Genomic DNA, 23,421 nt, shown 5'->3' on the forward strand with positions numbered 1-23,421 from the left:
CGGCCGGCGACGGCACGTCGGGGCCCACCCCGGGCTCCGTCAGGCGCGTCCGGCCTCGATGATCCGCCGCAGGAACTCCCGCGTGCGCGGCTGCTGCGGGTCGCCGAGCACCTGCTCCGGCGTCCCGCGCTCGTGCACCGTGCCGGCGTGCAGGTAGCAGACCTCGTCCGCGACGTGCCGGGCGAACCCCATCTCATGGGTCGCCACCACCATGGTCATGCCCTCGGCCTTGAGCTCGCCGAGCAGGTCCAGCACCTCCCCGACCAGCTCGGGGTCCAGGGCGCTGGTGACCTCGTCGAGCAGCATCAGCCGCGGGGAGGTCACCAGCGCCCGTGCGATCGCGACGCGCTGCTGCTGCCCGCCGGACAGCTCGTCCGGGAAGGCGTCGGCCCGCGCACCCAGGCCCACCCGCTCGAGCATCGCGTGCGCACGCTCCTGCGCCTCCCGGCGCGGGACCCGGTGCACCAGCCGCGACGCGAGCGTGACGTTGTCCAGGACGCGCATGTGCGGGAACAGGTTGAAGGCCTGGAACACCATCCCCATCCGGGCCCGGACCGCGTCGGCGTCCCGTCGCGGGTCGGTGATGTCCTCGCCGTCGAGCAGGATCACGCCGTCGTCGACGTCCTCGAGCAGGTCGACCGTCCGCAGCAGCGTCGACTTGCCCGACCCGGACGCGCCGATCAGGACGACGCACCGGTGGGCGTCGACGTCGAGGTCGACGCCGTCCAGCACGACGTTCGTCCCGAACGCCTTGCGGACGCCCTGCACGCTCAGCAGCGGCGACGTCGAGGGCGACGTCGAGGGGGGCGTCGGTGCGGGTGCGCTCACCGCAGGGCCCCCGCGCCGGCGAGCCCGCCGGTCGCGCCCGCCCAGCCGCCGCGGCGGGCCAGGGCGTCGGTGAAGCGGGTCAGCGGGATCGTGAGCAGCACGAACAGGACGCCGGCCACGACGTAGGGGGTGAAGTTGGCGTACTGGGAGGTCTGGATCTGCGCGGCGCGGACGGCGTCGATCGCGCCGAGGATCGAGATGAGCCCGGAGTCCTTCTGCAGCGCGACGAGGTCGTTCAGCAGCGCCGGCACCACGCGCCGCACGGCCTGGGGCAGCACCACCGTGCGCATCGCCTGGGAGCGGCTCAGGCCCAGCGACCGGGCGGCGGCGACCTGGGACGGGTGCACGGACTCGATGCCGGCGCGGAACACCTCGGCCACGTACGCGGAGTACGTCAGCACGAGCGCCAGGCCGCCCAGGACGACCGCCGACGACGGGATCCCCTGCAGCCGCAGCCCCGGCAGCCCGAAGCCGACGAGCAGCAGCACGAGGATGAGGGGCAGCCCGCGGAACACGTCCACGTAGGCGGCCGCGGCCGCGCGCAGCGGGAAGAACACCGGACCGCGCAGCGTCCGGGCGATCGCCAGGGCGAGCGCGACGACGAGGATGACGACGGCGGCGACCGCCATCACGCGCACGTTGAGCCACAGGCCCTCGAGCACCCGGGGGAGCGAGGCCAGCGCGACGTCCGGGTCGAAGAACGACGCCCGCACCCGGGGCCACCCCGGTGAGCTCGTCAGCGCCAGCACCGCCAGGCCGGCGACGGCGACCGTGCTGGCCAGGGCCACGCCGACGGAGCGTCGCGCCTGCCGGCGCCGGTACGCGAGCCGGTCCTGCTGGCGCGGGGACGGGGTCCAGCCGGTCACGCGACGCCCGGACGGGCGGTCACTCGAGGACCGGGGCGCCGGCGGACTCGGTGAGCCACCGGGCCTCGAGGTCCGCCAGCGTGCCGTCCTCGCGCAGCGCGTCGACCGCCGCGGTGACCGGCTCCGTCAGCGGGCTGTCCTTGTCCAGCACGAGCCCGAGCTGGTCGGGGGAGTCCCCGGCCGGCAGCTGGCCGACCAGCACACCGGCGTCGAGGTCCGCGGCCACGAGGAACAGCGCGGTCGGAAGGTCGACGACGATCGCGTCGACGAGGCCCGCGGTCAGCGCCTGCTTGACCTGGTCGTTGTCGTTGAACTGCTGGACCGGGGTGGTCGGCGCGATCGACTCCGTGGCGATCTGCGCGCTCGTGGTGCCGACCATGGCCCCGACCCGCGCGCCGGCGAGCTCGGCGAGCGACGTCGCGCCCGCGACCGGCGACCCCTCGACGGTCACCACGGCCTGGGCGGTGTCGTAGTAGCTGGAGGAGAAGTCGAGGCTGGCGCGGCGCTCCTCGGTGATCGACACCTGGTTGATCGCCACGTCGAAGTCCTTGGCGCCCGGGGCGATGATCTGGTCGAACGTCACGCGCACCCACTCGACCTGGTCGCGGGCGAAGCCGAGCTCCTCGGCGACGGCGTACGCGACCGCCGACTCGAAGCCCTCGCCCGAGGTGGGGTCGTTGTCCACCACCCAGGGCTCGAACGCCGGGTCGGACGTGCCCACCGTCAGGACGCCGTCGGTCAGCGTCGGCAGGGCGCCGTCGTCCGCGGACGCCTGGGCCGACGGCGTGTCGGCCGCCTCCTCGACGGGCGAGCAGGCCCCCAGGGCCAGGGTGCTCACGGCGGCCAGGACGAGCACACGGGACGGGCGCACGGGGGTCTCCGGAGGGGTCGACGTCGAGGTGGGAGCCGCCGTGGGGCGGACCGAGGCACAGCGTAGGGGAACCGTCCCGGCGGCCGACGCGTTGCTCCGGGCAGCGCGACGCGGTACACCGTCGTCGCCGGACCACACGCGAGGAGGTCGGAGGCGCCATGCCCCGTCGGCACTACAACGGTCTGAAGACCGCGGCCCTGTTCGGCGCCATGTGGGCGGTGCTGCTCGGCCTGTACGCCGTGGTCGGCGGGGGCAACCGCAGCCTGTTCGTCGTGTTCGCCGCCCTCGGCCTGCTCGGGACGGCGTACGGGTACTGGAACTCGGACAAGATCGCGATCCGCTCCATGCGCGCCTACCCGGTCAGCGAGCTCGAGGCGCCGGCCATGTACCGGATCGTCCGGGAGCTGTCGACGGCCGCCCGGCAGCCGATGCCGCGCCTGTACCTGTCCCCGACGGACGCACCGAACGCCTTCGCCACCGGTCGCAACCCCCGCAACGCCGCCGTCTGCTGCACCGAGGGCATCCTCGACCTGCTCACCGAGCGCGAGCTGCGCGGCGTGCTGGGCCACGAGCTCATGCACGTCTACAACCGCGACATCCTCACGTCGTCCGTGGCGGCCGCGGTCGCGGGCCTCATCACGTCGTTCGCGCAGTTCCTCATGTTCTTCGGCGGCGGCGGCGACCGGGACCGCGGCGGGAACCCGCTGGCGGCGCTCGCGCTGGCCCTGCTGGCCCCGGTCGCGGCGATGCTGGTCCAGCTCGCGATCAGCCGCACCCGCGAGTACGACGCGGACGAGGACGGCGCCCGGCTCACCGGGGACCCGCTCGCGCTGGCGTCCGCGCTGCGCAAGCTCGAGGCCGGCACGCAGCGCGCGCCGCTGCCGCAGGACCGGGACCTGGTCGACGTGTCGCACCTGATGATCGCCAACCCGTTCCGCGGCGCCGGCATGGGGCGCATGTTCGCCACGCACCCGCCGATGGGAGACCGGATCGCCCGCCTGGAGGCCATGGCCGGGCCGTACGGCGGCGGGGCGTACGGCGGCGCCCCCGGCGGTCCGCAGGTCAGCCCGCCGCTGTACTGACCCGCCGGCGCCGGTGGCCGGCGCCAGGCCCGCCGGCGCCGGCCCCCCGGGCCTAGCGGTAGTTCGTGAACTGCAGCGCGACGTCCAGGTCCGCGCCCTTGAGCAGCGCGATGACCGCCTGCAGGTCGTCGCGGCTCTTGGCGGTGACCCGCATCTCGTCCCCGGTGACCTGGGTCTTGACGCCCTTGGGTCCCTCGTCGCGGACGATCTTGCCGATCTTCTTGGCGATCTCCTGGCTCAGGCCCTCCTTGATGGTGGCCGCCAGCCGGTACTCCTTGCCGGACAGCTGCGGCTCCCGGTCGTCGGTGTCCAGGGACTTCAGGGAGATGCCGCGCTTGATCAGCTTGGTCTGGAAGACGTCCAGGACCGCCATGACCCGCTCGGCGGAGTTCGCCGTCATGACGATCGACTCCCCGCTCCAGGCGATCGAAGCGCCGACGTTCTTGAAGTCGTACCGCTGCGCGATCTCCTTCGTGGCCTGGTTCAGCGCGTTGTCGACCTCCTGCCGGTCGACCTTGCTCACGACGTCGAACGAGGACTCGCTCGCCATGACCCCTCCAGTGCTCGTCTGCTGCTCGTCTGCCGGCAGCCGGGCGGGCGCACCCGCTCCGCTGCCCCGGTTCTTCGGACCCCCGGATGTGTTGCTATCCTTCCATCCGCCACGGTCACGGTGCTCCACGCGGAGCGCTGCGGCCAGGTGCGCGGCGGGTTACCCGAGTGGCCAAAGGGGGCTGACTGTAAATCAGCTGGCAACGCCTACGGGGGTTCGAATCCCTCACCCGCCACCGCCACGGGGCGTCCTCCACCGGAGGGCGCCCCGTCGTCGTGCCGGGTCCCGGTCGGTCGGGGGGCCGGTGGGTGCTCGGGCCGCCTCGGCGGCGTGCCGCCCGGTGTGGCGGACGTCGCGGGCGGCCGATTTCCAGCCGCGGCCGGGTCCGTGTAGCCTGGTCCGCGCTGCCCCGATAGCTCAGTCGGCAGAGCGTCTCCATGGTAAGGAGAAGGTCAAGGGTTCGATTCCCTTTCGGGGCTCTGTGGTCATGGCGGGGGTCGACGCGCAGGCGTCGGCCCCCCTTGTGACGACATGGCGGGGTAGCTCAGGTGGTTAGAGCACACGGCTCATAATCGTGGTGTCGCGGGTTCGAGTCCCGCCCCCGCTACACAGGTGGCGAACGCGTGTCGACCGGCCGGCGGCGCGATGAGACAGACAGAGCGTCGTGCGAGCGGCGTGTGACGTGGAAGAAGGCTCCAAGTGGCCAGCAAGTCCCAGGACGTCCGCCCGAAGATCACGCTCGCGTGCGTGGACTGCAAGGAGCGGAACTACATCACGAAGAAGAACCGTCGGAACAACCCCGACCGGCTCGAGATGAAGAAGTTCTGCCCGCGCGACGGCAAGCACACCGTGCACCGCGAGACCCGCTGACCCGCCCTCGCGCCGCGCTGACATGGGTGTGAACCTGACGTACGCGGGACGCGAGTACCCGGCGAACGACCCCTACGAGGTCGGCCGGGAGAGGATCCGAGACTTCGCCGACGCCGTCGGTGCCGCCCACGGGGCGCACCGGGACGTCGGCGTCGCTCGTTCCCTGGGGTACCCGGACGTCATCGCCCCGCCCACGTTCGCCGTCGTGGTCGCCCAGCGCGCGGAGCAGCAGCTGATCGCCGACCCCGACGCCGGGATCGACTTCAGCCGCGTGGTGCACGCCGAGGAGCGGTTCACCCACCACCGCCCGATCCGTGCCGGGGACAGCCTGGTGACCGTCCTGCACGTCGACTCGATCACCGAGCGCGCGGGCCTGGCGATGGTCACCACGCGCGCGGAGATCGCCGCCGCCGACGGCGCCCCGGTCGCCACGGTGGTCTCCACCCTCGCCGTCCGCGGGGAGTCCGCATGAGCGCCGGCGCGCCCGGCCCGGCCCGGCCCTCGCTGGTCGACCTCGCGGTCGGCGACGTCGTCGGCACCCGCACCCTCGAGGTGGACCGGAGCCGGCTGGTGCGCTACGCCGGCGCCAGCGGCGACTTCAACCTCATCCACTGGAACGACCGGGTCGCCCGGGAGGTCGGCCTGCCCGGCGTCATCGCGCACGGCATGTGGACGATGGGCGCCGCCGTCTCCCTGGTGGCGGACTGGGCCGGGGACCCCGGTGCGGTCGTGGACTACGGCGTGCGCTTCACCCGCCCGGTCCCGGTCCCGGACCCCGGTGCCGCCGTCGTCGAGGTGACCGGGACGGTCGGTGCGCTGGACGCCGAGGCCGGCACCGCCCGGATCGACCTCACGGTCACGTGCGACGGCGCCCGTGTGCTCGGCAAGGCGCAGGCGGTCGTCCGGCTCGGCTGAGCCCCTCCCACCGCGCGGCGTCACCCCGCCGGCGGCGGGCCCGTCGTCGTGCCGAGCTGGAGCTCGACCGGCAGCACCGTCCCGGTGACCGGACGTCCGGCGGCGAGCTCGACGGCGGCCTCGCCCGCCAGGCGGCCCTTGTCGGCCAGGGGCTGGCGGACGCTGGTCAGCACGTCCGGCGCGAGCCACGGCAGCTCGATGCCGTCGAACCCGGCGACCGACACGTCCTGCGGGACACGCAGCCCCAGCTCGCGGGCGGCGAGCACCACCCCGGACGCCAGCAGGTCGCTGAGCGCGACGACCGCCGTCGGCCGGTCCGGCCGGTCGAGGATCTGGTGGCCCGCGCTGCGCCCGTGCTCGACCAGGGACGCCGGCGTCTCGACGACCAGGTCCGGCACGACTCCGGCATCGGCGATCCCGGCCAGCCGGCGACGGGTGTGCGCGTAGCCGGCACGGGTGCCGGCGTCGGCGTCCGGCTGCCCCAGCCGCCGGTCGTGCCCCCACGGCAGCGACACGACGCCGAACCGGCGGTGGCCGAGGAGGGTCAGCTCGCGGACCAGCAGCTCGGTGCCACCCCGGTCGTCGATGCCGACGTTCACCGTGGCCGAGCCGGGCCGGGCGGGGTCGTCGCCGATCTCCCCCTCGACGGAGACGACCGGGATGCCGCGGCGGGTCAGCGCGAGGACGACGCCGTCGTCGGGGCCGTTGGCGAGCACGACCACCGCGGCGTCCATCGCGGTGTGGCGCAGCAGCGGCGGCACCTCACCGGCCTCGGACGGCACGAGCAGCAGCCCGAGGCTCTGCTCGCTCAGCGCCTGGGCGAGGCCGTCGAGCATCTGGGTGGAGACCGGGTCGCGGAAGCTGCGTCGCAGCCGGTCGCCCACCACGACCCCGACGATGCCGGACCGTCCGCTGCGCAGCTGCTGCCCGAGCGGGTTCGGACCGGCGTACGCCAGGCGGGTCGCCGCGGCCAGCACCCGGTCGCGGGTCGCGGAGGCGATGGGGCCCGCACCGGAGAACGCGAGGGACGCCGTCGACACCGAGACGCCGGCCTCCGCGGCGACGTCCGCCAGGGTCGGTCGGGGGTGGGTCACCGGGCGCACCTCCGCTCTGGGGCCGGGGGTCAGGCGCCGGCTGCCTGCCCGTTTGACGGCGCGGTCAGCGTACCCACAGACTGGACGCACTCCCCGAATCGATTCGACCGACGATGGTCGCGTCGTCGCTGCGCTGGTGGTCGAATCGATTCGACCATGACGACCGCCTGCCAGGAGAGCCCCGTGCGCCACGACCGGACCGTCCTCGAGGTCGTCGACGGACCCCGCCTGGCGCGGGCGCGATGGGCCCTCATGGGTCTGTTCATGCTCAGCGGTCTGATGTTCTCCAGCTGGCTCGCCCGCCTGCCGTCCGTGCGGGACGCCCTCGGGATGAGCCCGAGCGAGCTCGGCGCGGTCCTGCTGGCCGGGGCCGTCGGCGCTCTGCTGGCCGTCACCGTCGCGGGTGCGGTCGTCACCCGCTGGGGCGGCCGGGTGTCGCTGGTCCTGTCCTCGGTCGGGTTCGCGGTGGCGTTCGTGCTGCTGGGGCTGGGGCCCGCGGTCGGGTCCGTCCCGATCCTGGCCGTCGGCGTCTTCCTCAACGGCGTGTCGTTCGCGATCGGCAACGTGCCGCTCAACGTCGAGTCCGCCGGCGTCGAGCGCCGCCTGGGCCGGACGGTCCTGCCGCACTTCCACGCCGCCTTCTCGGTGGGCGCGGTCCTCGGGTCCCTGCTGGGGGCCGCGATGGCGCAGCTCGAGGTCGGCCTGCTCGCGCAGTTCGTCGGCACGGGCGTGGTCGGGCTGGTGTGGCGCCTCGCGTCCGTCCCGCACGTCGTCCTCGACACCGCGCCGGTCGTGCGGTCCGCCCCGCACGGCGGCACGTCGGACGACGTCGTGGCGGTCGGGCCGCGCGGCGGCGGCCTGCGGACGGCCCTCGGCGCGTGGCGGGAGCGCCGCACCGTCCTCATCGGCTTCGTCATCATGTCCGCCGCCCTGTCCGAGGGGTCGGCGAACGACTGGCTCGCCCTGGCGGTCGTGGACGGCTTCGGCCGGACCGAGGCGGTCGGCGCCATCGTGTTCGGGGTGTTCGTCAGCGCCATGACGCTCGTGCGCATCCTCGGCACCCGCCTCATCGACCGGTTCGGGCGCGTGCTCGTCCTGCGCGTCTCGGGGCTGGTGTCGATGGCCGGGCTGCTCGTGTTCGGGTTCGCGCCGAGCCTGGCGATCGCCGTCGCCGGGGTCGTCGCCTGGGGCCTGGGCGCGGCGCTGGCGGTCCCGATCGGCCTGGCGGCGGCGTCGGACGACCCGCTCCGCGCGGCCGGGCGGGTGTCGGTCGTCTCCGCGTTCTCCTCGATCGCGCACCTGGCGGCGCCGCCGCTGCTGGGCCTGGCCGCCGAGCACGTGGGCGCCCGCCACGCGCTGCTCCTCATCACCGCCGCCATGGTCGTCAGCGTCCTGCTGTCCCGGGAGGTCGAGCGGCCGGTCGACCAGCCGCTCGACCGGCCGGACGCCGCCCCCGGCGGTGCCCGGCCCGGGAGCCCGTCGGCCGACGCCGGCGAGCCGGTCCCGGTCGGCGTGGGGGAGACTGACGTCCTGCCCGCCGAGGGAGTCCTCGTCCCCACTCGTCGTGGAGCACCCGCATGACCGCAGACCGTCCGACCGTCGAGCGCGCCGTCACCACGGCGTCCACCGCCGTGTTCGCGGTGTTCGTCCTCAACGGCTTCAACTTCGCCAGCTGGGCGTCCCGCCTCCCCGCCGTCCGCGACGCCCTGTCGCTGTCCGCGGCGCAGGTCGGCGTGCTGCTGCTCATCGGGTCCATCGGGTCCCTGGCCGCGCTGCCGGTGTCCGGGCTCGTCGTGCAGCGGCTCGGCGCCCGCCGAACGGTGGGGGCGTTCGCCACCGCCAACGTCGCCGGGCTGCTCGTGGCGGCTGCCGGTGTGGCGACCGGCCAGGTGGTCCTGGTCGGCGCCGGCCTCGTGCTGTTCGGCGTCGGCACCGGGGTCTGGGACGCGGCGATGAACCTCGAGGGAGCGCTCGTCGAGCAGCGCCTGGGCCGCACGGTCATGCCGCGCTACCACGCGGGGTTCTCGGTGGGCACCATGATCGGCGCCGGGGTCGGTGCGCTCGCCGCGCAGCTCGGCACGTCGGTCCTCGCGCACCTGCTCGTCGTCCTGGGGCTGAGCCTCGCCGGGACCCTGTGGGCGGTGCGGTCCTTCCTGCCCGCGGGGCACTTCGACGCCGAGGTCCACGGGGGGTCGGCGTCCGGCGGTGCGGACGCCGACGGCGCCTCACCGGCGACCGCCTCGCGGACGACCGCCGCTGCGGAGGCCGGCGTCAGACGCGCGTTCGGGGCGTGGCTGGAGCCCCGCACCCTGCTCATCGGCCTCGTCGTGCTGGCCGCGGCCCTCACCGAGGGGTCCGCGAACGACTGGGTCGGCCTGGCCGTGGTGGACGGGTTCGACCAGAGCCACGCCGTGGGCGCCCTCACGTTCGGCGTGTTCGTCACCGCGATGACCGCCATGCGCCTGCTCGGCACCCACCTGCTCGACCGCTACGGCCGCATCGCGGTCCTGCGGCTGTGCGGCGCGCTGGCGATGGTCGGCCTGCTCGTCTTCGGGCTGTCTCCGTGGCTCCCGCTCGCGATGGTCGGCGTCGTCCTGTGGGGCCTGGGCGCCGCGCTGGGCTTCCCGGTCGGCATGAGCGCCGCGAGCGACGACCCGGTCCGTGCGCCCGCGCGGGTCAGCGTCGTGTCGACCATCGGGTACAGCGCGTTCCTGGCCGGCCCCCCGCTGCTCGGGCTGCTCGCGGAGCACGTCGGGTACCGCCAGGCGCTGCTCGCGATCGCGGTCCCCGTCGTCATCGGGCTGCTCGTCGTGCGGGCGGCCGCCCCGCTGACGTCCACGGGCACCGGCGACCCTGCGCAGGAGCGGGCCGGACGCCCGGCGTAGCCTCGTCCCCATGTCCGCCGCCCTCCCCACCGCCACGACGACCGGCACGACGACCGGCACGACCACCGCGGACCGCGCGGTCTCCCGGCCCGCTCCCGTCCTGGCCGACCTGACGACCCTGCGGCTGGGTGGCCCGGTGGGCCGGCTCGTCGAGACCGACTCGGCCGACGCGCTCGTCGAGGCGGTCCGCGCGGCGGACGCCGCCGGTGAGCCCCTGCTGGTGCTGGGCGGCGGCTCCAACCTGGTGGTGTCCGACGACGGCTTCCCGGGCGTCGTCGTGCGCGACACCCGGCGCGGCGTCCACGTCGACTCCGCCGACTCCTGCGGCGGGGCCAGCATCACGGTCCCGGCCGGCGAGGTGTGGGACGACCTGGTCGCCCGTGCGGTCCAGGAGGGGTGGGTCGGCGTCGAGGCGCTGTCCGGCATCCCCGGGTCGACGGGTGCGGCGCCGGTGCAGAACATCGGCGCCTACGGCCAGGAGGTCTCCGGGGTCGTCTCCACGGTCCGCGTCTGGGACCGCGAGCGCTCCCGCGTGCGCACCCTGCCGCTCGTCGACCTGAGGTTCGGGTACCGCACGTCGCTGCTCAAGCAGTCACTCCTCGAGCCCGGCTCCCCGTGGGGGCCCACGCCGCGCTACGTCGTGCTGGACGTCGGCATGCAGCTGCGCCGCGGCGACCAGTCCGCCCCCGTGGTCTACCCCGAGCTCGCCCGGCGGCTGGGGATCGCGGTCGGGGAGCGCACGAGCACCCGTGCCGTGCGCGACGCCGTCCTGGAGCTGCGCGGCGGCAAGGGCATGGTGCTCGACGACGCCGACCCGGACACCTGGAGCGCGGGGTCCTTCTTCACCAACCCCGTGCTGACCACCGCGCAGGCCGAGGGGCTGCCGCCGGGTGCGCCCCGGTTCCCGGTCCGGACGGCGGTCCCCGAGCGGACCACGGGCCCGAGCCTGGGACGGGTCGACCCGGACCTGGTCAAGACGAGCGCCGCGTGGCTGATCGAGCACGCCGGGTTCGGTCGCGGCTTCGGGCTGCCGGCGCAGGTGTCGCTGTCCACCAAGCACACCCTCGCCCTGACCAACCGCGGCGGGGGCACCGCCACGGAGCTCGTCGCGCTGGCCCGGACGATCCGCGACGGCGTCCGGGAGCGCTTCGGCATCACGCTGGAGCCGGAGCCGGTCCTGGTGGGTCTGACGCTCTGAGCGTCCCGCGGGCCGGCGTGCGCGCGGCGTCCGAGTCGTCCGTGCCCGCCGTGCCCGCCGTGCCCGCCGTCCCCGATGTGCCGGCCGCGGGTGCCAGCAGCGCGCCGCGGACGACGTCGAGCACCTCGGCGTCGGTGAGGCCGGACGCCCGGGCGCTGCGAACCAGGGCGTGCGCGGCGCGCGCCACGGCGTCGTCCGGCGCGTCCCGGCCGGCGGCCACGACGGTGCCCGTGCGGCGCCGGGTGACCACGACCCCGGACGCCTCGAGCTCGCGGTAGGCCCGCGCGACGGTCCCCGCGGCCACGCCCAGGTCGGCGGCGAGGGCCCGGATCGTCGGCAGCCGGTCGCCCGCGCGCAGCCGGCCGGCGGCGACGTGCGCGAGGACCTGGGACCGGATCTGCTCGAACGGGGGGACGCCCGCCGCCAGGTCGACCTCGAGCTGCAGGCTCATGCCGGCGCGTCGAGCCCGGCGGTGGCGAGGCCGGTCGGCGCTGCGACCGGGGTCGCCGGCACGAGCGCGAGGACGGTCCCGGTCAGCGCGACCGCCAGGCCGAGGGTGAGGGCACCGGACCCGAGGCCGGTGTGCAGGGCCGACTCAGACGCCACCCCGGGCACGACCGCATGGCCGACGCTGCGCAGCGCCGCGCCCGCCACCAGCAGCACCCCGGCAGCCGTCCACGCCAGCACGAGCTGCGTGCCGCGCAGCACCCGGTGCGCGGACAGGCGGCGCAGCGCCATGTCCCAGGCCGGGTCCGCGTCGGCCACCGACGGGCGGCGCGCCACCAGGCGCAGGACGCCCTCGGCGGCGAGCAGCACCACCAGGACCGCCGCCACCAGCGGCACCCCGAAGTACCAGCCGGGGAAGGGACCGGACGACGCGGCGCCGTCGGCGAAGGTGCGGGAGATCGCACGCCCGTCCTGCGACGCCCAGCCGCACGCCACCAGCGTGACGAGCGCGAGCGCGGCCCACCCCCACGCCGCCGCCCGAAGCCGCCGTGGCGCGACGTCGCGCACGGTGCGTCGGGTCAGCGGCGCACGCCGCAGCGTGCCGGACGGGCGCGGCCACGTCACCTCGCCGGCCGCCTGGACCGCGGCGAACGCGAGGCCGGCCGTGGCCGGCGCGAGTCCCAGGGCCACGCCCTGCGCCGGGCCGGCGACGAGCCGGGCGATCGCGGGCGGGACGAGGACGACGGCGGCCAGCAGGGACGCCAGGGCGATCGCGTGCACCGTCCCGCCGTGCCGGACCGCCGCGCGCGCCGCCTGCGACGGCAGGGGGGCCGGACCTCGCGCGGCGGCCAGGAGCACCGTCAGCAGCCCGATGGCGACCGTGGCCGCGACGAGCAGCGCGAGGAGGACCAGACCGAGGGACGTCGCCATGCCAGACCTCGCAGATGTGCGTCAATGTGTCGAGTGATTGACACAATGACGGAGCCGGTCACTGAGGTCAACACCCGTCGGCGTGACGGGGAGCCCGCGGGCTCAGGCGGCGACGGCCCTGTCGCACCACCGGTCGACGCCGGCCAGCAGCCGGGCGCGGGTGACGTCCGACGCCGTCGAGGCACGGATCGACGCGCGGGCGAGGTCGGCCAGCTCGGCGTCGGTGAAGCCGTGCACGGAGCGGGCCGTCTCGTACTGCGCGACCAGGCGGGACCCGAACAGCAGCGGGTCGTCGGCGCCGAGCGCCACGGTCGCCCCCGCGTCGACGAGCGCCCGCAGCGGGACCTGGTGGGCCTCGTCGAAGACCCCGAGGGAGACGTTGGACGCCGGGCACAGCTCGAGCGCCACCCCCTCGGCCGCGAGGCGCTCGAGCACCCGCGGGTCCTCCGCGGCCCGGACGCCGTGCCCGACCCGGTCCGGGTGCAGGTGGTCCAGCACGTCGGTCAGGTGCGCCGGACCGAGCAGCTCGCCGCCGTGCGGGACCGACGCGAGCCCGGCCCGGCGGGCGATCGCGAACGCCGGGCCGAACTCCGCCGTGTCCCCGCGCCGCTCGTCGTTGCTCAGCCCGAAGCCCACGACCTGGCCGGGACCGTCCCCGGCGTAGCGGGCCGCGAGCCGGGCGAGCGTGCGCGCCTCCAGCGGGTGACGCAGGCGCGACGACGCCACGACGACCGCCACCTCCACGCCGGTCGCCGCGCTCGCCTCCCGGGCCTCGTCGAGCACGATCTCCAGCGCCGGGGTCACCCCGCCGACGAAGGGCCCGTACGACGTCGGGTCCACCTGCATCTCCAGGCGGCCGGACCCCTCGGCGGCGTCGTCCTCGGCGGCCTCGCGCACGATGCGCCGCATCGACGCCTCCGACCGCACGCAGGCGCGGGCGGCGTCGTAGAGCCGCTGGAACCGGAACCAGCCGCGCGGGCCCGCGGCGAGCTGCAGCACGTCGGGCTCGAGCAGGGCGACCGGCAGCCGCACGCCCGCGTCCCCGGCCAGCTCGGCGAGGGTCGACGTGCGCATCGACCCGGTGAAGTGCAGGTGCAGGTGCGCCTTGGGCAGCGCGGCGAGGTCACGCACGCGGTCAGTCTGCCAGCCGCCCGGGAGGCCGCTCGCAGGTGGGGCCGGCGCGTGCGCGACGGGGCTAGGAGGCCTCGCCCAGCAGCCGCTGGATGCGGCCGACGCCCTCGGCGAGGTCCTCGTCGCCCAGGGCGTAGGACAGTCGCAGGAACCCGCTCGGCCCGAACGCCTCGCCGGGGACGACGGCGACCTCGGCGTGCTCGAGCACCAGCGCCGCCAGCTCGGCGGACGTCGTGGGCGTGGTCCCGCGGATCGTGCGGCCCAGCACGCCCTCGACGCTCGGGTAGGCGTAGAACGCGCCCTGCGGGGTGGGGCACACGACGCCGTCGATCGCCGACAGCATCTCGACCATGGTGCGCCGCCGCCGGTCGAAGGCGGCGCGCATGGCGTCCACCGCCGACAGGTCGCCGGTCAGCGCCGCGATCGCGGCGCGCTGGGAGACGTTGGCGACGTTCGACGTCAGGTGCGACTGGAGGTTGGTGGCGGCCTTGGTGACGTCGGCCGGCGAGATCATCCAGCCCACCCGCCACCCGGTCATCGCGTACGTCTTGGCGACGCCGTTGAGCACGATCGTGGTGTCGGCGAGCTCGGGGACCGCACGCAGGATCGGGGTGAACACCGTGTCGTCGTAGGTCAGGTGCTCGTAGATCTCGTCGGTGAGGACCCAGATGCCGTGCTCGTGCGCCCACCGGCCGATCTCCGCCGTCTGCTCCGGGGAGTACACCGCGCCGGTCGGGTTGGACGGCGAGCAGAACAGGAGCGCCTTCGTGCGCTCGGTCCGGGCCGCCTCCAGCTGCTCCACGGTCACCAGGTAGCCCTGGTCGACGCCGGCGAACACCTCGACCGGCACTCCGCCGGCCAGCCGGATGGCCTCGGGGTAGGTGGTCCAGTAGGGCGCGGGCAGCAGCACCTCGTCGCCGGGGTCCACCACCGCGGCGAACGCCTGGTAGACGGCCTGCTTGCCGCCGTTGGTCACCAGCACCTGGCCCGGCGAGACCTCGTAGCCCGAGTCGCGCAGCGTCTTGGCGGCGATCGCCTCGCGCAGCGCGGGCAGGCCGGCCGCGGGGGAGTAGCGGTGGTTCGCGGGGTCCCGGGTGGCCGCGGCGGCGGCCTCCACGATGTACTCCGGGGTCGGGAAGTCCGGCTCGCCCGCGCCGAAGCCGATGACCGGCCGGCCGGCCGCCTTGAGGGCCTTCGCCTGGGCGTCGACGGCGAGCGTCGCGGACTCGGCGATCGCGGCGAGCCGTGCGGAGACCCGCCGGCTGGACGGGGGCACGGGGGCGGTGGCGGGTGTGTTCACGGTCACGTCGGCCATCTTGGCACGTCGGTCTGTTCGACCCACGCCGGTCCCTCGCGTACAGTGGATCCCCGGTGGTTGACGTCCGCCATGATCGGTCGTGCCCCGACGCTCCAGTCCGGGTCCGGCCGCAGGCGGCGGGCGGAGTCACCGAAGGGCAGTGGCGCAATTGGTAGCGCACCGGTCTCCAAAACCGGCGGTTGCGAGTTCGAGTCTCGCCTGCCCTGCGCACACCGGCCGCCGGGCCGACCCTCTCCGGGGTCGGCCCGGGTGGCCGGCGCCCGAGCAGCCCGGTCGGGCAGCACCGTCGGGCAGCACCGACCGACCTCTCGAGACGTAGGGACAGACTGTGAGCGATTCCGCACCCGCTGCGGCATCCGGCGCCGGCGGCGCGGCCGCCGACGGTCCGCGGCCTGCCCGCAGCGCGTCGGACCAGGACGCGCCCAAGCGCGGCCTGTTCGCCCGGATCGCGCTGTTCGTCCGTCAGGTCGTCGCGGAGCTCAAGAAGGTCGTCCGGCCCACCCGGTCCGAGCTGATCACCTACACCTCGGTGGTGCTGGTCTTCGTGCTCGTGGTGATGGCCTTCGTCACGGTGCTGGACCTGGGCATCGGCCAGGTCACGCTGTGGGTCTTCGGCGACTGACGCCACCGGCGGTCGTCCGCCGATGCGGTCGCGCGGTCGAGCCGCGCACGAGTACGCCAGTGATGGTCATCTGAGAAAGCAGGTCAGGACGTGTCCCAGGAGTCGCAGGAGCAGACCGTCGGCACCCCGGCCGAGGTGGAGCTCGAGGACGCCCTCGCCTCGGTCGGTGCCATCGAGCAGGCCCACACCACCGACGAGGTGGACGCCGACGACGCGACGCCGTCCGCCGACGCCACGGACGACGTCGCGCCGTCCACCGACGCGGTGGACGTGCCGGCCGACGACGACACCGTCGAGGAGGAGCCTGCCGAGGTCGACCCCATCGACCAGTTCAAGGCCGACCTGCGCCGCCAGCCCGGCGACTGGTTCGTCATCCACTCGTACGCGGGGTACGAGAACCGGGTGAAGACCAACCTGGAGAACCGGATCCAGAGCCTGAACATGGAGGACTACATCCACCAGGTGGAGGTCCCCATGGAGGAGGTCACGGAGATCAAGAACGCGCAGCGCAAGATCGTGCGCCGCGTCCGGATCCCCGGCTACGTCCTGGTGCGCATGGACCTGACCGACGAGTCGTGGGGCGCCGTCCGGCACACCCCGGGCGTCACCGGCTTCGTGGGCCACACCCACCAGCCCGTGCCGCTGACCCTCGACGAGGTGTTCTCGATGCTCGCCCCGACGCTCGCGCCCAAGGCCCCCGCGGCCGGTGGCGGTCAGCGTCCGGCGGCCGAGATCAAGGTCGACTTCACCGTGGGCGAGTCCGTCACGGTCACCGACGGGCCGTTCGACACGCTGCCGGCCACGATCTCCGAGATCAACGCCGAGAGCCAGAAGCTCAAGGTCCTCGTCTCCATCTTCGGCCGGGAGACCCCGGTCGAGCTGTCGTTCGGCCAGGTCGCCAAGATCTGACCTCGCCCCACCGGCGGCAGCAGCACTGCAACCGGGTCATCGCCCACGGCGTAGGCCCACCACACAGAAACGGAAGGCATCATGCCCCCCAAGAAGAAGGTCACCGGCCTGATCAAGCTCCAGATCAAGGCCGGGGCCGCCACGCCGGCGCCGCCGATCGGTCCTGCCCTGGGCCAGCACGGCGTCAACATCATGGAGTTCTGCAAGGCGTACAACGCGGCCACCGAGGCCCAGCGTGGCGACGTGATCCCGGTGGAGATCACGGTCTACGAGGACCGCTCCTTCACCTTCATCACGAAGACCCCGCCGGCTGCGGAGCTCATCAAGAAGGCCGCCGGCGTCGCCAAGGGCTCGCCGACCCCGCACACCACCAAGGTCGGGACGCTGTCCGCCGACCAGGTGCGCACGATCGCCTCGACCAAGCTCGAGGACCTCAACGCGAACGACCTCGCCGCCGCTGAGAAGATCATCGCCGGCACCGCCCGCTCCATGGGCATCAAGGTCGAGGGCTGACCCAGCCCGACCGCAGTGGGAGGGCCGCGCTGGCCCGCACCACGACTGCTGACACACGAGAGAGAGCAAGCAGATGACGAAGCGCAGCAAGGCCTACACGGCCGCCGCCGAGAAGATCGAGAAGGACCACCAGTACGCCCCGCTGGAGGCCATCCGGCTGGCGAAGGACACCTCCGTGGCGAAGTTCGACGCCACCGTCGAGGTCGCCTTCCGCCTGGGTGTCGACCCGCGCAAGGCGGACCAGATGGTCCGTGGCACGGTCAACCTCCCGCACGGCACCGGCAAGACCGCCCGCGTCCTGGTCTTCGCGACCGGTCCGCGCGCGGAGCAGGCCATCGCCGCGGGCGCCGACGAGGTCGGCGGCGACGAGCTGATCGAGAAGGTCGCGGGCGGGTACACCGACTTCGACGCCGCGGTCGCGACCCCGGACCTCATGGGCAAGGTCGGTCGCCTGGGCAAGGTGCTGGGCCCGCGCGGTCTCATGCCGAACCCGAAGACCGGGACCGTGACGATGGACGTGGCCAAGGCCGTGTCCGACATCAAGGGCGGCAAGATCGAGTTCCGCGTCGACAAGCACTCCAACCTCCACTTCATCATCGGCAAGACGTCGTTCTCCGACGTCCAGCTCGTGGAGAACTACGCCGCGGCGCTCGACGAGGTCCTGCGTCTGAAGCCGGCCGCCTCCAAGGGCCGCTACATCAGCAAGGCCGTCGTGACCACGACGAACGGCCCCGGGATCCTGCTCGACCAGAGCAAGACCCGGAACCTCACCGAGGAGGACGCGGACGCCGCCTGACGTCCGCTCCACCCGGCACGGTCCGCAGGGCCCGGCAGCTTCGGCTGCCGGGCCCTTCGCCTTCCGTCCGCCGTCCCGCTCCCGCACCGCCCCCTCCCGTCGAGTGCGACCTTCCGTACCGTTCCCGGCCCACGACGCGTCCACGACGTCGCACTCGGTGGGACCGGACGCGGGACGCGGTGGAACGGCGGGGCCGCGGCACGCCGCGGCGCGGGCCGGGTGTGACGTGCGCCGGTGCGGCCACGACGGATTTGGTCGCCCGGCCGGCGTCACGTACAGTCGTCCCTGCCCAAGACCGCCGGTCGTCGGCTGCCCCTCACCGGGTGGCTCACCGAAGTCCCGCAGCAGCGGAGGCCAGCGCAGGTGTGAGCTCTTCCTCCGCATGCATCGCGTGCGTCCGAGCCCCGCGCCTGCGCGGGGCTCTTCGTCGTTCCGGGGCCCGGACGACCGGTGGCACCACCACCGGAAGGATTGCCATGGCGAGGCCGGACAAGGCAGCCGCAGTCGCCGAGCTCACGGACCAGTTCCGCGACTCCAACGCTGCCGTGCTGACCGAGTACCGCGGGCTCACCGTCGCCCAGCTCAAGCAGCTGCGGCGCGCGCTCAGCGGCAACGCAACCTACGCCGTGGTGAAGAACACGCTGACCTCCATCGCGGCCAAGCAGGCAGGGGTGCCCGTCGACGACGCGCACCTGGCCGGCCCCTCCGCGATTGCCTTCGTCACCGGTGACCCGGTCGAGGCTGCCAAGGGTCTGCGTGACTTCGCCAGGGCGAACCCCGCGCTGGTCATCAAGGGGGGCGTCCTCGAGGGACGTGCCCTGACCGCCGAGGACATCACCAAGCTCGCGGACCTCGAGTCCCGTGAGGTCCTGCTGGCCAAGACGGCCGGCGTGCTCAAGGCGACGCTGTTCCAGGCGGCGTACCTGTTCACGGCGCCCGCGGCCCAGGCCGTGCGCACCGTCGAGGCCCTGCGCGAGAAGCAGGCCTCTGCCGAGACCGCTGCCTGAGCCGACCCGGCTCGCGCACACCCCACCCCAGCATCCGCGTGACCCGTCCGGGCCCGCGGGACAGAACGGAAGGAACGCCACCATGGCGAAGCTCAGCACCGACGAGCTCATCAGCGCTTTCAAGGAGCTCACGCTCATCGAGCTCTCCGAGTTCGTGAAGGCGTTCGAGGAGACCTTCGAGGTCACCGCCGCCGCCCCCGTCGCCGTGGCCGCCGGCCCCGCCGCCGGTGGCGGTGCGGCCGAGCCCGAGGTCGAGGAGAAGACGGAGTTCGACGTCGTCCTCGAGGCCGCCGGCGAGAAGAAGATCCAGGTCATCAAGGAGGTGCGCGCGCTCACGTCCCTGGGCCTCAAGGAGGCCAAGGACCTGGTCGACGGTGCCCCCAAGGCCGTCCTGGAGGGTGTCAACAAGGAGGCCGCTGACAAGGCCGTCGCCGCGCTCGAGGGTGCCGGCGCCACCGTCACCGTCAAGTGACCCCTGCCCTTCGGGGCACCCCGTCGCCCCGCGTCTGACGCGGAGTCCACGGATCTCGAGGCCCGCACCCCGTCACGGGGTGCGGGCCTCGTGCGTCCGGCGCGACTCGTGCGTGCGTCGGGCCGTGTACTGCGGCGGGCGGGCTGCGCGCCGGGCCCGGGCGGGCCACCGTGGCGAGCGGGCGACGGGGGAGAGGGGCCGGCCCGACAGGGGGACGACGGCGGCCGGCGGCGACGACGTCGCGGCGCCGGCTGTGGCCCCCATCACTGCGGCGGGGCAGGGTACGGGACGCAGGGCCTGCGAGGGAAGCCCCCGTGCCCAGGATGGTGGACAGGGTCCACCGGGTGGTCTAGGCTAGCGCTTTGCGCAGGCCTGTGCCCGCTACCCCGTATAACCCGACCGTCCATCGTCGCAAGTGCGACGTGCGACGGCCTGCGGCCGGGGGGTCGCGAACCGCCGGGCAGCGCAGCGTGCACACGATCCGCAGGGAAGGACCCCTCTTGGCTGCCTCGCGCACCCCGTCCGCTCCGTCCGCCGACGCTATCGCAAATCGCACCGCGTCTCGCCGCATCTCCTTCGCCAAGATCCACGAGCCGCTCGAGGTCCCCGACCTCCTGGGCCTGCAGACCGAGAACTTCGACTGGCTGCTCGGCAACGAGAAGTGGCAGGCCCGCGTGGCCGCCGCCGTCGAGGCGGGCCGGACCGACGTGCCGGAGACCGCCGGCCTGGAGGAGATCTTCGAGGAGATCTCCCCGATCGAGGACTTCGGCGGCACCATGTCGCTGTCCTTCCGCGAGCACCGCTTCGAGCCGCCGAAGTACTCGGCCGAGGAGTGCAAGGAGAAGGACTTCACGTACGCCGCGCCGCTGTTCGTCACGGCCGAGTTCGTCAACTACACGACCGGTGAGATCAAGAGCCAGACGGTCTTCATGGGGGACTTCCCCCTGATGACCGAGCGCGGCACCTTCATCATCAACGGCACCGAGCGCGTCGTCGTCTCCCAGCTCGTCCGCTCGCCGGGCGTCTACTTCGAGCGCGTCGCGGACAAGACGTCGGACAAGGACATCTTCACCTCGAAGATCATCCCCAGCCGCGGTGCCTGGCTCGAGTTCGAGATCGACAAGCGCGACGCCGTCGGCGTGCGCGTCGACCGCAAGCGCAAGCAGTCCGTCACGGTGCTGCTCAAGGCCTTGGGCCTGTCCGAGGCGCAGATCCGCGAGGAGTTCGCGCAGTTCCCGGCCGTGCTGGACACGCTGGAGAAGGACCACGTCCACACCGAGGACGAGGCCCTGCTCGACCTGTACCGCAAGATCCGCCCGGGCGAGCCGCCCACGGTCGAGGCCGGCCGTGCGCTTCTGGAGAACTTCTACTTCAACCCCAAGCGCTACGACCTCGCCAAGGTCGGCCGCTACAAGGTCAACAAGAAGCTCGGCATCGACGCCCCGCTGGGCGAGAGCGTCCTGTCCGTGACGGACATCGTCGCCACCATCAAGTACATGGCGGCCCTGCACGCCGACGTCGCGACCATCCCGGGGAACCGCAACGGGGAGGCCGTCGAGGTCCGCGTCGAGACCGACGACATCGACCACTTCGGCAACCGTCGCATCCGCGCGGTCGGCGAGCTCATTCAGAACCAGGTCCGCACGGGCCTGTCCCGGATGGAGCGCGTCGTGCGCGAGCGCATGACGACGCAGGACGTCGAGGCGATCACCCCGCAGACCCTGATCAACATCCGCCCCGTGGTGGCGTCGATCAAGGAGTTCTTCGGCACGTCGCAGCTCTCGCAGTTCATGGACCAGAACAACCCGCTCGCGGGCCTGACGCACAAGCGTCGCCTGTCCGCGCTGGGCCCGGGTGGTCTGTCCCGTGACCGCGCCGGCATGGAGGTCCGCGACGTCCACCACTCACACTACGGCCGCATGTGCCCGATCGAGACCCCCGAGGGCCCGAACATCGGCCTCATCGGCTCGCTCGCGACGTACGGGCGGATCAACCCGTTCGGCTTCGTCGAGACCCCGTACCGCAAGGTCGTGGCCGGCGCCGTCACCGAGGACGTCCACTACCTGACCGCCGACGACGAGGACCGCTACGTCATCGCCCAGGCGAACGCCGTGCTGGACGACCGCGGCCGGTTCACCGAGGACCGCGTCCTGGTGCGCACCAAGGGTGGCGAGGTCGACCTCGTCCCCGGCGCCGACGTGGACTACATGGACGTCTCCCCGCGCCAGATGGTGTCGGTCGCGACGGCCCTCATCCCGTTCCTCGAGCACGACGACGCCAACCGCGCGCTCATGGGCGCGAACATGCAGCGTCAGGCCGTGCCGCTGGTGCGGTCCGAGGCCCCGCTGGTCGGGACCGGCATGGAGCGCCGTGCGGCGGTCGACGCCGGCGACGTCATCGTGGCGACCAAGCCCGGTGTGGTCACCGAGGTCTCCGCCGACCTCATCGTGGTCTCGGCCGACGACGCCACGACGCAGACCTACCGCGTCGCGAAGTTCCGCCGCTCCAACCAGGGCACGTCCTACAACCAGCGCGTGCTGGTCGACGAGGGCGCCCGGGTCGAGGTCGGCTCGGTGCTCGCCGACGGCCCCGCGACGGACGAGGGCGAGCTCGCGCTCGGCCGCAACCTGCTCGTGGCGTTCATGTCGTGGGAGGGCCACAACTACGAGGACGCGATCATCCTCAGCCAGCGCCTGGTGCAGGACGACGTCCTGTCCTCGATCCACATCGAGGAGCACGAGGTCGACGCGCGCGACACCAAGCTCGGGCCGGAGGAGATCACCCGGGACATCCCGAACGTCTCCGAGGAGGTCCTGGCCGACCTCGACGAGCGCGGCATCATCCGCATCGGTGCCGAGGTCGCGGCCGGCGACATCCTGGTCGGCAAGGTCACGCCCAAGGGCGAGACCGAGCTCACCCCGGAGGAGCGCCTGCTCCGCGCGATCTTCGGCGAGAAGGCCCGCGAGGTCCGCGACACGTCGCTCAAGGTGCCGCACGGCGAGTCCGGCACGGTCATCGAGGTCCGCACGTTCAACCGCGAGGACGGCGACGAGCTGCCCGCCGGCGTGAACGAGCTGGTCCGCGTGTACATCGCGCAGCGACGCAAGATCACCGACGGCGACAAGCTCGCCGGCCGTCACGGCAACAAGGGCGTCATCTCCAAGATCCTCCCGGTCGAGGACATGCCCTTCCTGCCCGACGGCACCGCGGTCGACGTCGTGCTCAACCCGCTCGGCGTGCCCGGCCGCATGAACGTCGGCCAGGTCCTCGAGACGCACCTGGGCTGGGTCGCCAAGCAGGGCTGGGACATCGAGCTCGCCGACGCCTCCGCGTCGTGGGTCTCCGACGTCCCGTCCGCGGCCGAGCGCAGCGCGCCCGGCACGCCGGTCGCCACCCCCGTGTTCGACGGCGTGCCCGAGCAGGTCCTCACCGGCCTGCTGGACGCGACGCACCCGAACCGGGACGGGGACCGCATGGTCGACGGCACCGGCAAGGCGCGCCTGTTCGACGGTCGCTCGGGGGAGCCGTTCCCGGACCCGGTCGCGGTTGGCTACATGTACATCCTCAAGCTGCACCACCTGGTCGACGACAAGATCCACGCCCGCTCGACCGGCCCGTACTCGATGATCACGCAGCAGCCGCTGGGTGGTAAGGCGCAGTTCGGTGGTCAGCGGTTCGGCGAGATGGAGGTGTGGGCCCTGGAGGCGTACGGCGCCGCCTACACGCTGCAGGAGCTCCTCACCATCAAGTCCGACGACGTCCCCGGGCGCGTCAAGGTGTACGAGGCCATCGTCAAGGGCGAGAACATCCCCGACTCGGGAATCCCGGAGTCGTTCAAGGTGCTCCTCAAGGAGATGCAGTCGCTCTGCCTGAACGTGGAGGTGCTGTCCTCGGACGGCGTCTCCATCGACATGAAGGAGAACGACGACGAGGTCTACCGCGCCGCGGAAGAGCTCGGCATCGACCTCTCGCGCCGGCCCAACGCCAGCAGCATCGAAGAGATCTGACGTCGCGCCCCCGGCCCGCCACCGCCTCGCGGAGCGGGCCGGGGCCGGCACCCCTTCTGTAGTTCCTCCATCACCGCTGGGCGCCCGTCGGGTGCCCGGCAAGCGAAGGA

General features: G+C 73.5%; 23 protein-coding genes and 4 tRNA genes. 18 read left to right on the forward strand and 9 right to left on the reverse strand.

The features are described 5' to 3' along the window. Positions 1-39: 39 nt before the first annotated feature. From CAE01nite_RS02890 to CAE01nite_RS02900, 3 genes are read right to left on the reverse strand one after another with little or no spacing between them, the layout of a single operon-like run. Positions 40-828: an amino acid ABC transporter ATP-binding protein gene (locus CAE01nite_RS02890; protein WP_146899548.1), complete on the reverse strand. Its 789-nt coding sequence runs from the start codon at positions 826-828 to the stop codon at positions 40-42. Beyond that, positions 825-1,694, reverse strand: coding sequence for an amino acid ABC transporter permease (locus CAE01nite_RS02895; RefSeq protein WP_146899551.1), 870 nt, complete (start codon positions 1,692-1,694; stop codon positions 825-827). Before CAE01nite_RS02895 ends, CAE01nite_RS02890 begins: the two co-directional genes overlap by 4 nt. A 19-nt stretch (positions 1,695-1,713) precedes the next feature. Further along, a complete protein-coding gene (locus CAE01nite_RS02900; protein ID WP_146899554.1) occupies positions 1,714-2,565 on the reverse strand; it encodes an ABC transporter substrate-binding protein in 852 nt (283 codons plus the stop codon). Positions 2,566-2,723: 158 nt separating this feature from the next. Here CAE01nite_RS02900 and htpX point away from each other — a divergent pair, with 158 nt between their 5' ends. Further along, positions 2,724-3,647: a zinc metalloprotease HtpX gene (gene htpX / locus CAE01nite_RS02905; RefSeq protein WP_146899557.1), complete on the forward strand. Its 924-nt coding sequence runs from the start codon at positions 2,724-2,726 to the stop codon at positions 3,645-3,647. Between the two features lie 52 nt (positions 3,648-3,699). On the opposite strand, the gene CAE01nite_RS02910 is transcribed toward htpX, so the two are convergent. Further along, positions 3,700-4,197 carry a YajQ family cyclic di-GMP-binding protein gene (locus CAE01nite_RS02910; protein WP_146899558.1) on the reverse strand — a complete coding sequence of 166 codons (498 nt, stop codon included), beginning with the start codon at positions 4,195-4,197 and terminating at the stop codon, positions 3,700-3,702. Positions 4,198-4,350: 153 nt separating this feature from the next. Between CAE01nite_RS02910 and CAE01nite_RS02915 the strand changes: the two genes are divergently transcribed. From CAE01nite_RS02915 to CAE01nite_RS02940, 6 genes are all read left to right on the forward strand, one after another. After that, a tRNA-Tyr gene (locus CAE01nite_RS02915) sits at positions 4,351-4,432 on the forward strand. Positions 4,433-4,603: 171 nt separating this feature from the next. After that, a tRNA-Thr gene (locus tag CAE01nite_RS02920) sits at positions 4,604-4,676 on the forward strand. Positions 4,677-4,730: 54 nt separating this feature from the next. Beyond that, positions 4,731-4,804: transfer RNA gene (locus CAE01nite_RS02925), tRNA-Met, on the forward strand. Positions 4,805-4,896: 92 nt separating this feature from the next. Continuing rightward, positions 4,897-5,067 carry a 50S ribosomal protein L33 gene (gene rpmG / locus CAE01nite_RS02930; RefSeq protein ID WP_146899560.1) on the forward strand — a complete coding sequence of 57 codons (171 nt, stop codon included), beginning with the start codon at positions 4,897-4,899 and terminating at the stop codon, positions 5,065-5,067. 22 nt (positions 5,068-5,089) lie between these two features. Beyond that, positions 5,090-5,539: an FAS1-like dehydratase domain-containing protein gene (locus CAE01nite_RS02935; protein ID WP_146899563.1), complete on the forward strand. Its 450-nt coding sequence runs from the start codon at positions 5,090-5,092 to the stop codon at positions 5,537-5,539. Next, on the forward strand, positions 5,536-5,982 hold the full coding sequence (locus CAE01nite_RS02940) for a MaoC family dehydratase (protein ID WP_146899566.1): 447 nt from the start codon (positions 5,536-5,538) through the stop codon (positions 5,980-5,982). The genes CAE01nite_RS02935 and CAE01nite_RS02940 overlap by 4 nt, the downstream gene beginning before the upstream one ends. Positions 5,983-6,002: 20 nt before the next feature. Here the strand turns inward: CAE01nite_RS02940 and CAE01nite_RS02945 are convergent, their stop codons facing one another. After that, a complete protein-coding gene (locus CAE01nite_RS02945) occupies positions 6,003-7,076 on the reverse strand; it encodes a LacI family DNA-binding transcriptional regulator (protein WP_146899569.1) in 1,074 nt (357 codons plus the stop codon). A gap of 156 nt (positions 7,077-7,232) precedes the next feature. Here CAE01nite_RS02945 and CAE01nite_RS02950 point away from each other — a divergent pair, with 156 nt between their 5' ends. The 3 genes from CAE01nite_RS02950 to CAE01nite_RS02960 are packed head-to-tail and all read left to right on the forward strand — an operon-like array spanning position 7,233 to position 11,159. After that, on the forward strand, positions 7,233-8,657 hold the full coding sequence (locus tag CAE01nite_RS02950) for an MFS transporter (protein ID WP_146899572.1): 1,425 nt from the start codon (positions 7,233-7,235) through the stop codon (positions 8,655-8,657). Next, complete coding sequence (locus tag CAE01nite_RS02955; RefSeq protein ID WP_146899574.1) at positions 8,654-9,961, forward strand: MFS transporter; 1,308 nt, start codon at positions 8,654-8,656, stop codon at positions 9,959-9,961. The genes CAE01nite_RS02950 and CAE01nite_RS02955 overlap by 4 nt, the downstream gene beginning before the upstream one ends. A gap of 10 nt (positions 9,962-9,971) precedes the next feature. Further along, positions 9,972-11,159: a UDP-N-acetylmuramate dehydrogenase gene (locus tag CAE01nite_RS02960; RefSeq protein WP_146899577.1), complete on the forward strand. Its 1,188-nt coding sequence runs from the start codon at positions 9,972-9,974 to the stop codon at positions 11,157-11,159. On the opposite strand, the gene CAE01nite_RS02965 is transcribed toward CAE01nite_RS02960, so the two are convergent. The 4 genes from CAE01nite_RS02965 to CAE01nite_RS02980 form a co-directional block, all read right to left on the reverse strand. Next, the gene (locus tag CAE01nite_RS02965; protein WP_146899580.1) at positions 11,116-11,610 is read right to left on the reverse strand and encodes a GntR family transcriptional regulator; all 495 of its coding nucleotides are present in this window, start codon (positions 11,608-11,610) and stop codon (positions 11,116-11,118) included. The genes CAE01nite_RS02960 and CAE01nite_RS02965 overlap by 44 nt on opposite strands. Continuing rightward, entirely contained in the window at positions 11,607-12,536 is a 930-nt protein-coding gene (locus CAE01nite_RS02970; protein ID WP_146899583.1) for a hypothetical protein, read from the reverse strand. Before CAE01nite_RS02970 ends, CAE01nite_RS02965 begins: the two co-directional genes overlap by 4 nt. 102 nt (positions 12,537-12,638) lie before the next feature. Continuing rightward, on the reverse strand, positions 12,639-13,667 hold the full coding sequence (locus tag CAE01nite_RS02975; protein WP_146899586.1) for an adenosine deaminase: 1,029 nt from the start codon (positions 13,665-13,667) through the stop codon (positions 12,639-12,641). Between the two features lie 64 nt (positions 13,668-13,731). Next, a complete protein-coding gene (locus CAE01nite_RS02980) occupies positions 13,732-14,973 on the reverse strand; it encodes a pyridoxal phosphate-dependent aminotransferase (protein ID WP_371862879.1) in 1,242 nt (413 codons plus the stop codon). A gap of 145 nt (positions 14,974-15,118) precedes the next feature. On the opposite strand from CAE01nite_RS02980, the gene CAE01nite_RS02985 reads away from it, so the two are divergent. The 8 genes from CAE01nite_RS02985 to rpoB all read left to right on the forward strand — a co-directional run bounded on the left by CAE01nite_RS02985 (position 15,119) and on the right by rpoB (position 23,311). Beyond that, positions 15,119-15,191, forward strand: a tRNA-Trp gene (locus CAE01nite_RS02985). Between the two features lie 122 nt (positions 15,192-15,313). Next, complete coding sequence (gene secE, locus CAE01nite_RS02990; RefSeq protein WP_146899592.1) at positions 15,314-15,607, forward strand: preprotein translocase subunit SecE; 294 nt, start codon at positions 15,314-15,316, stop codon at positions 15,605-15,607. Between the two features lie 90 nt (positions 15,608-15,697). Continuing rightward, positions 15,698-16,516 (forward strand): transcription termination/antitermination protein NusG, encoded by an 819-nt coding sequence (gene nusG / locus CAE01nite_RS02995; protein WP_146899595.1) that lies wholly within the window; start codon positions 15,698-15,700, stop codon positions 16,514-16,516. An 81-nt stretch (positions 16,517-16,597) separates the two neighbouring features. After that, positions 16,598-17,029, forward strand: coding sequence for a 50S ribosomal protein L11 (rplK, locus tag CAE01nite_RS03000; RefSeq protein WP_146899597.1), 432 nt, complete (start codon positions 16,598-16,600; stop codon positions 17,027-17,029). A gap of 73 nt (positions 17,030-17,102) precedes the next feature. Then, positions 17,103-17,825: a 50S ribosomal protein L1 gene (rplA, locus tag CAE01nite_RS03005; protein WP_146899600.1), complete on the forward strand. Its 723-nt coding sequence runs from the start codon at positions 17,103-17,105 to the stop codon at positions 17,823-17,825. A 476-nt stretch (positions 17,826-18,301) separates the two neighbouring features. Further along, positions 18,302-18,832, forward strand: coding sequence for a 50S ribosomal protein L10 (gene rplJ, locus CAE01nite_RS03010; RefSeq protein ID WP_146899603.1), 531 nt, complete (start codon positions 18,302-18,304; stop codon positions 18,830-18,832). Between the two features lie 82 nt (positions 18,833-18,914). Next, a complete protein-coding gene (rplL, locus tag CAE01nite_RS03015) occupies positions 18,915-19,304 on the forward strand; it encodes a 50S ribosomal protein L7/L12 (RefSeq protein WP_146899606.1) in 390 nt (129 codons plus the stop codon). A gap of 500 nt (positions 19,305-19,804) precedes the next feature. Beyond that, positions 19,805-23,311 carry a DNA-directed RNA polymerase subunit beta gene (gene rpoB / locus CAE01nite_RS03020; RefSeq protein ID WP_146899609.1) on the forward strand — a complete coding sequence of 1,169 codons (3,507 nt, stop codon included), beginning with the start codon at positions 19,805-19,807 and terminating at the stop codon, positions 23,309-23,311. The last annotated feature ends 110 nt before the right edge of the window (positions 23,312-23,421 follow it).

It is taken from the genome of Cellulomonas aerilata, assembly GCF_007991755.1.
GTDB lineage: Bacteria > Actinomycetota > Actinomycetes > Actinomycetales > Cellulomonadaceae > Pengzhenrongella > Pengzhenrongella aerilata.

What these genes read in the sequence shown, in the direction of transcription:
- htpX (WP_146899557.1), top strand. Translation starts at nt 2,724, where the DNA reads ATGCCCCGTCGGCACTACAACGGTCTGAAGACCGCGGCCCTGTTCGGC.
- CAE01nite_RS02910 (WP_146899558.1), bottom strand. Translation starts at nt 4,197, where the DNA reads ATGGCGAGCGAGTCCTCGTTCGACGTCGTGAGCAAGGTCGACCGGCAG.
- CAE01nite_RS02935 (WP_146899563.1), top strand. Translation starts at nt 5,090, where the DNA reads ATGGGTGTGAACCTGACGTACGCGGGACGCGAGTACCCGGCGAACGAC.
- CAE01nite_RS02940 (WP_146899566.1), top strand. Translation starts at nt 5,536, where the DNA reads ATGAGCGCCGGCGCGCCCGGCCCGGCCCGGCCCTCGCTGGTCGACCTC.
- CAE01nite_RS02950 (WP_146899572.1), top strand. Translation starts at nt 7,233, where the DNA reads ATGACGACCGCCTGCCAGGAGAGCCCCGTGCGCCACGACCGGACCGTC.
- CAE01nite_RS02955 (WP_146899574.1), top strand. Translation starts at nt 8,654, where the DNA reads ATGACCGCAGACCGTCCGACCGTCGAGCGCGCCGTCACCACGGCGTCC.
- CAE01nite_RS02960 (WP_146899577.1), top strand. Translation starts at nt 9,972, where the DNA reads ATGTCCGCCGCCCTCCCCACCGCCACGACGACCGGCACGACGACCGGC.
- CAE01nite_RS02965 (WP_146899580.1), bottom strand. Translation starts at nt 11,610, where the DNA reads ATGAGCCTGCAGCTCGAGGTCGACCTGGCGGCGGGCGTCCCCCCGTTC.
- CAE01nite_RS02970 (WP_146899583.1), bottom strand. Translation starts at nt 12,536, where the DNA reads ATGGCGACGTCCCTCGGTCTGGTCCTCCTCGCGCTGCTCGTCGCGGCC.
- rplK (WP_146899597.1), top strand. Translation starts at nt 16,598, where the DNA reads ATGCCCCCCAAGAAGAAGGTCACCGGCCTGATCAAGCTCCAGATCAAG.
- rplA (WP_146899600.1), top strand. Translation starts at nt 17,103, where the DNA reads ATGACGAAGCGCAGCAAGGCCTACACGGCCGCCGCCGAGAAGATCGAG.
- rplJ (WP_146899603.1), top strand. Translation starts at nt 18,302, where the DNA reads ATGGCGAGGCCGGACAAGGCAGCCGCAGTCGCCGAGCTCACGGACCAG.
- rplL (WP_146899606.1), top strand. Translation starts at nt 18,915, where the DNA reads ATGGCGAAGCTCAGCACCGACGAGCTCATCAGCGCTTTCAAGGAGCTC.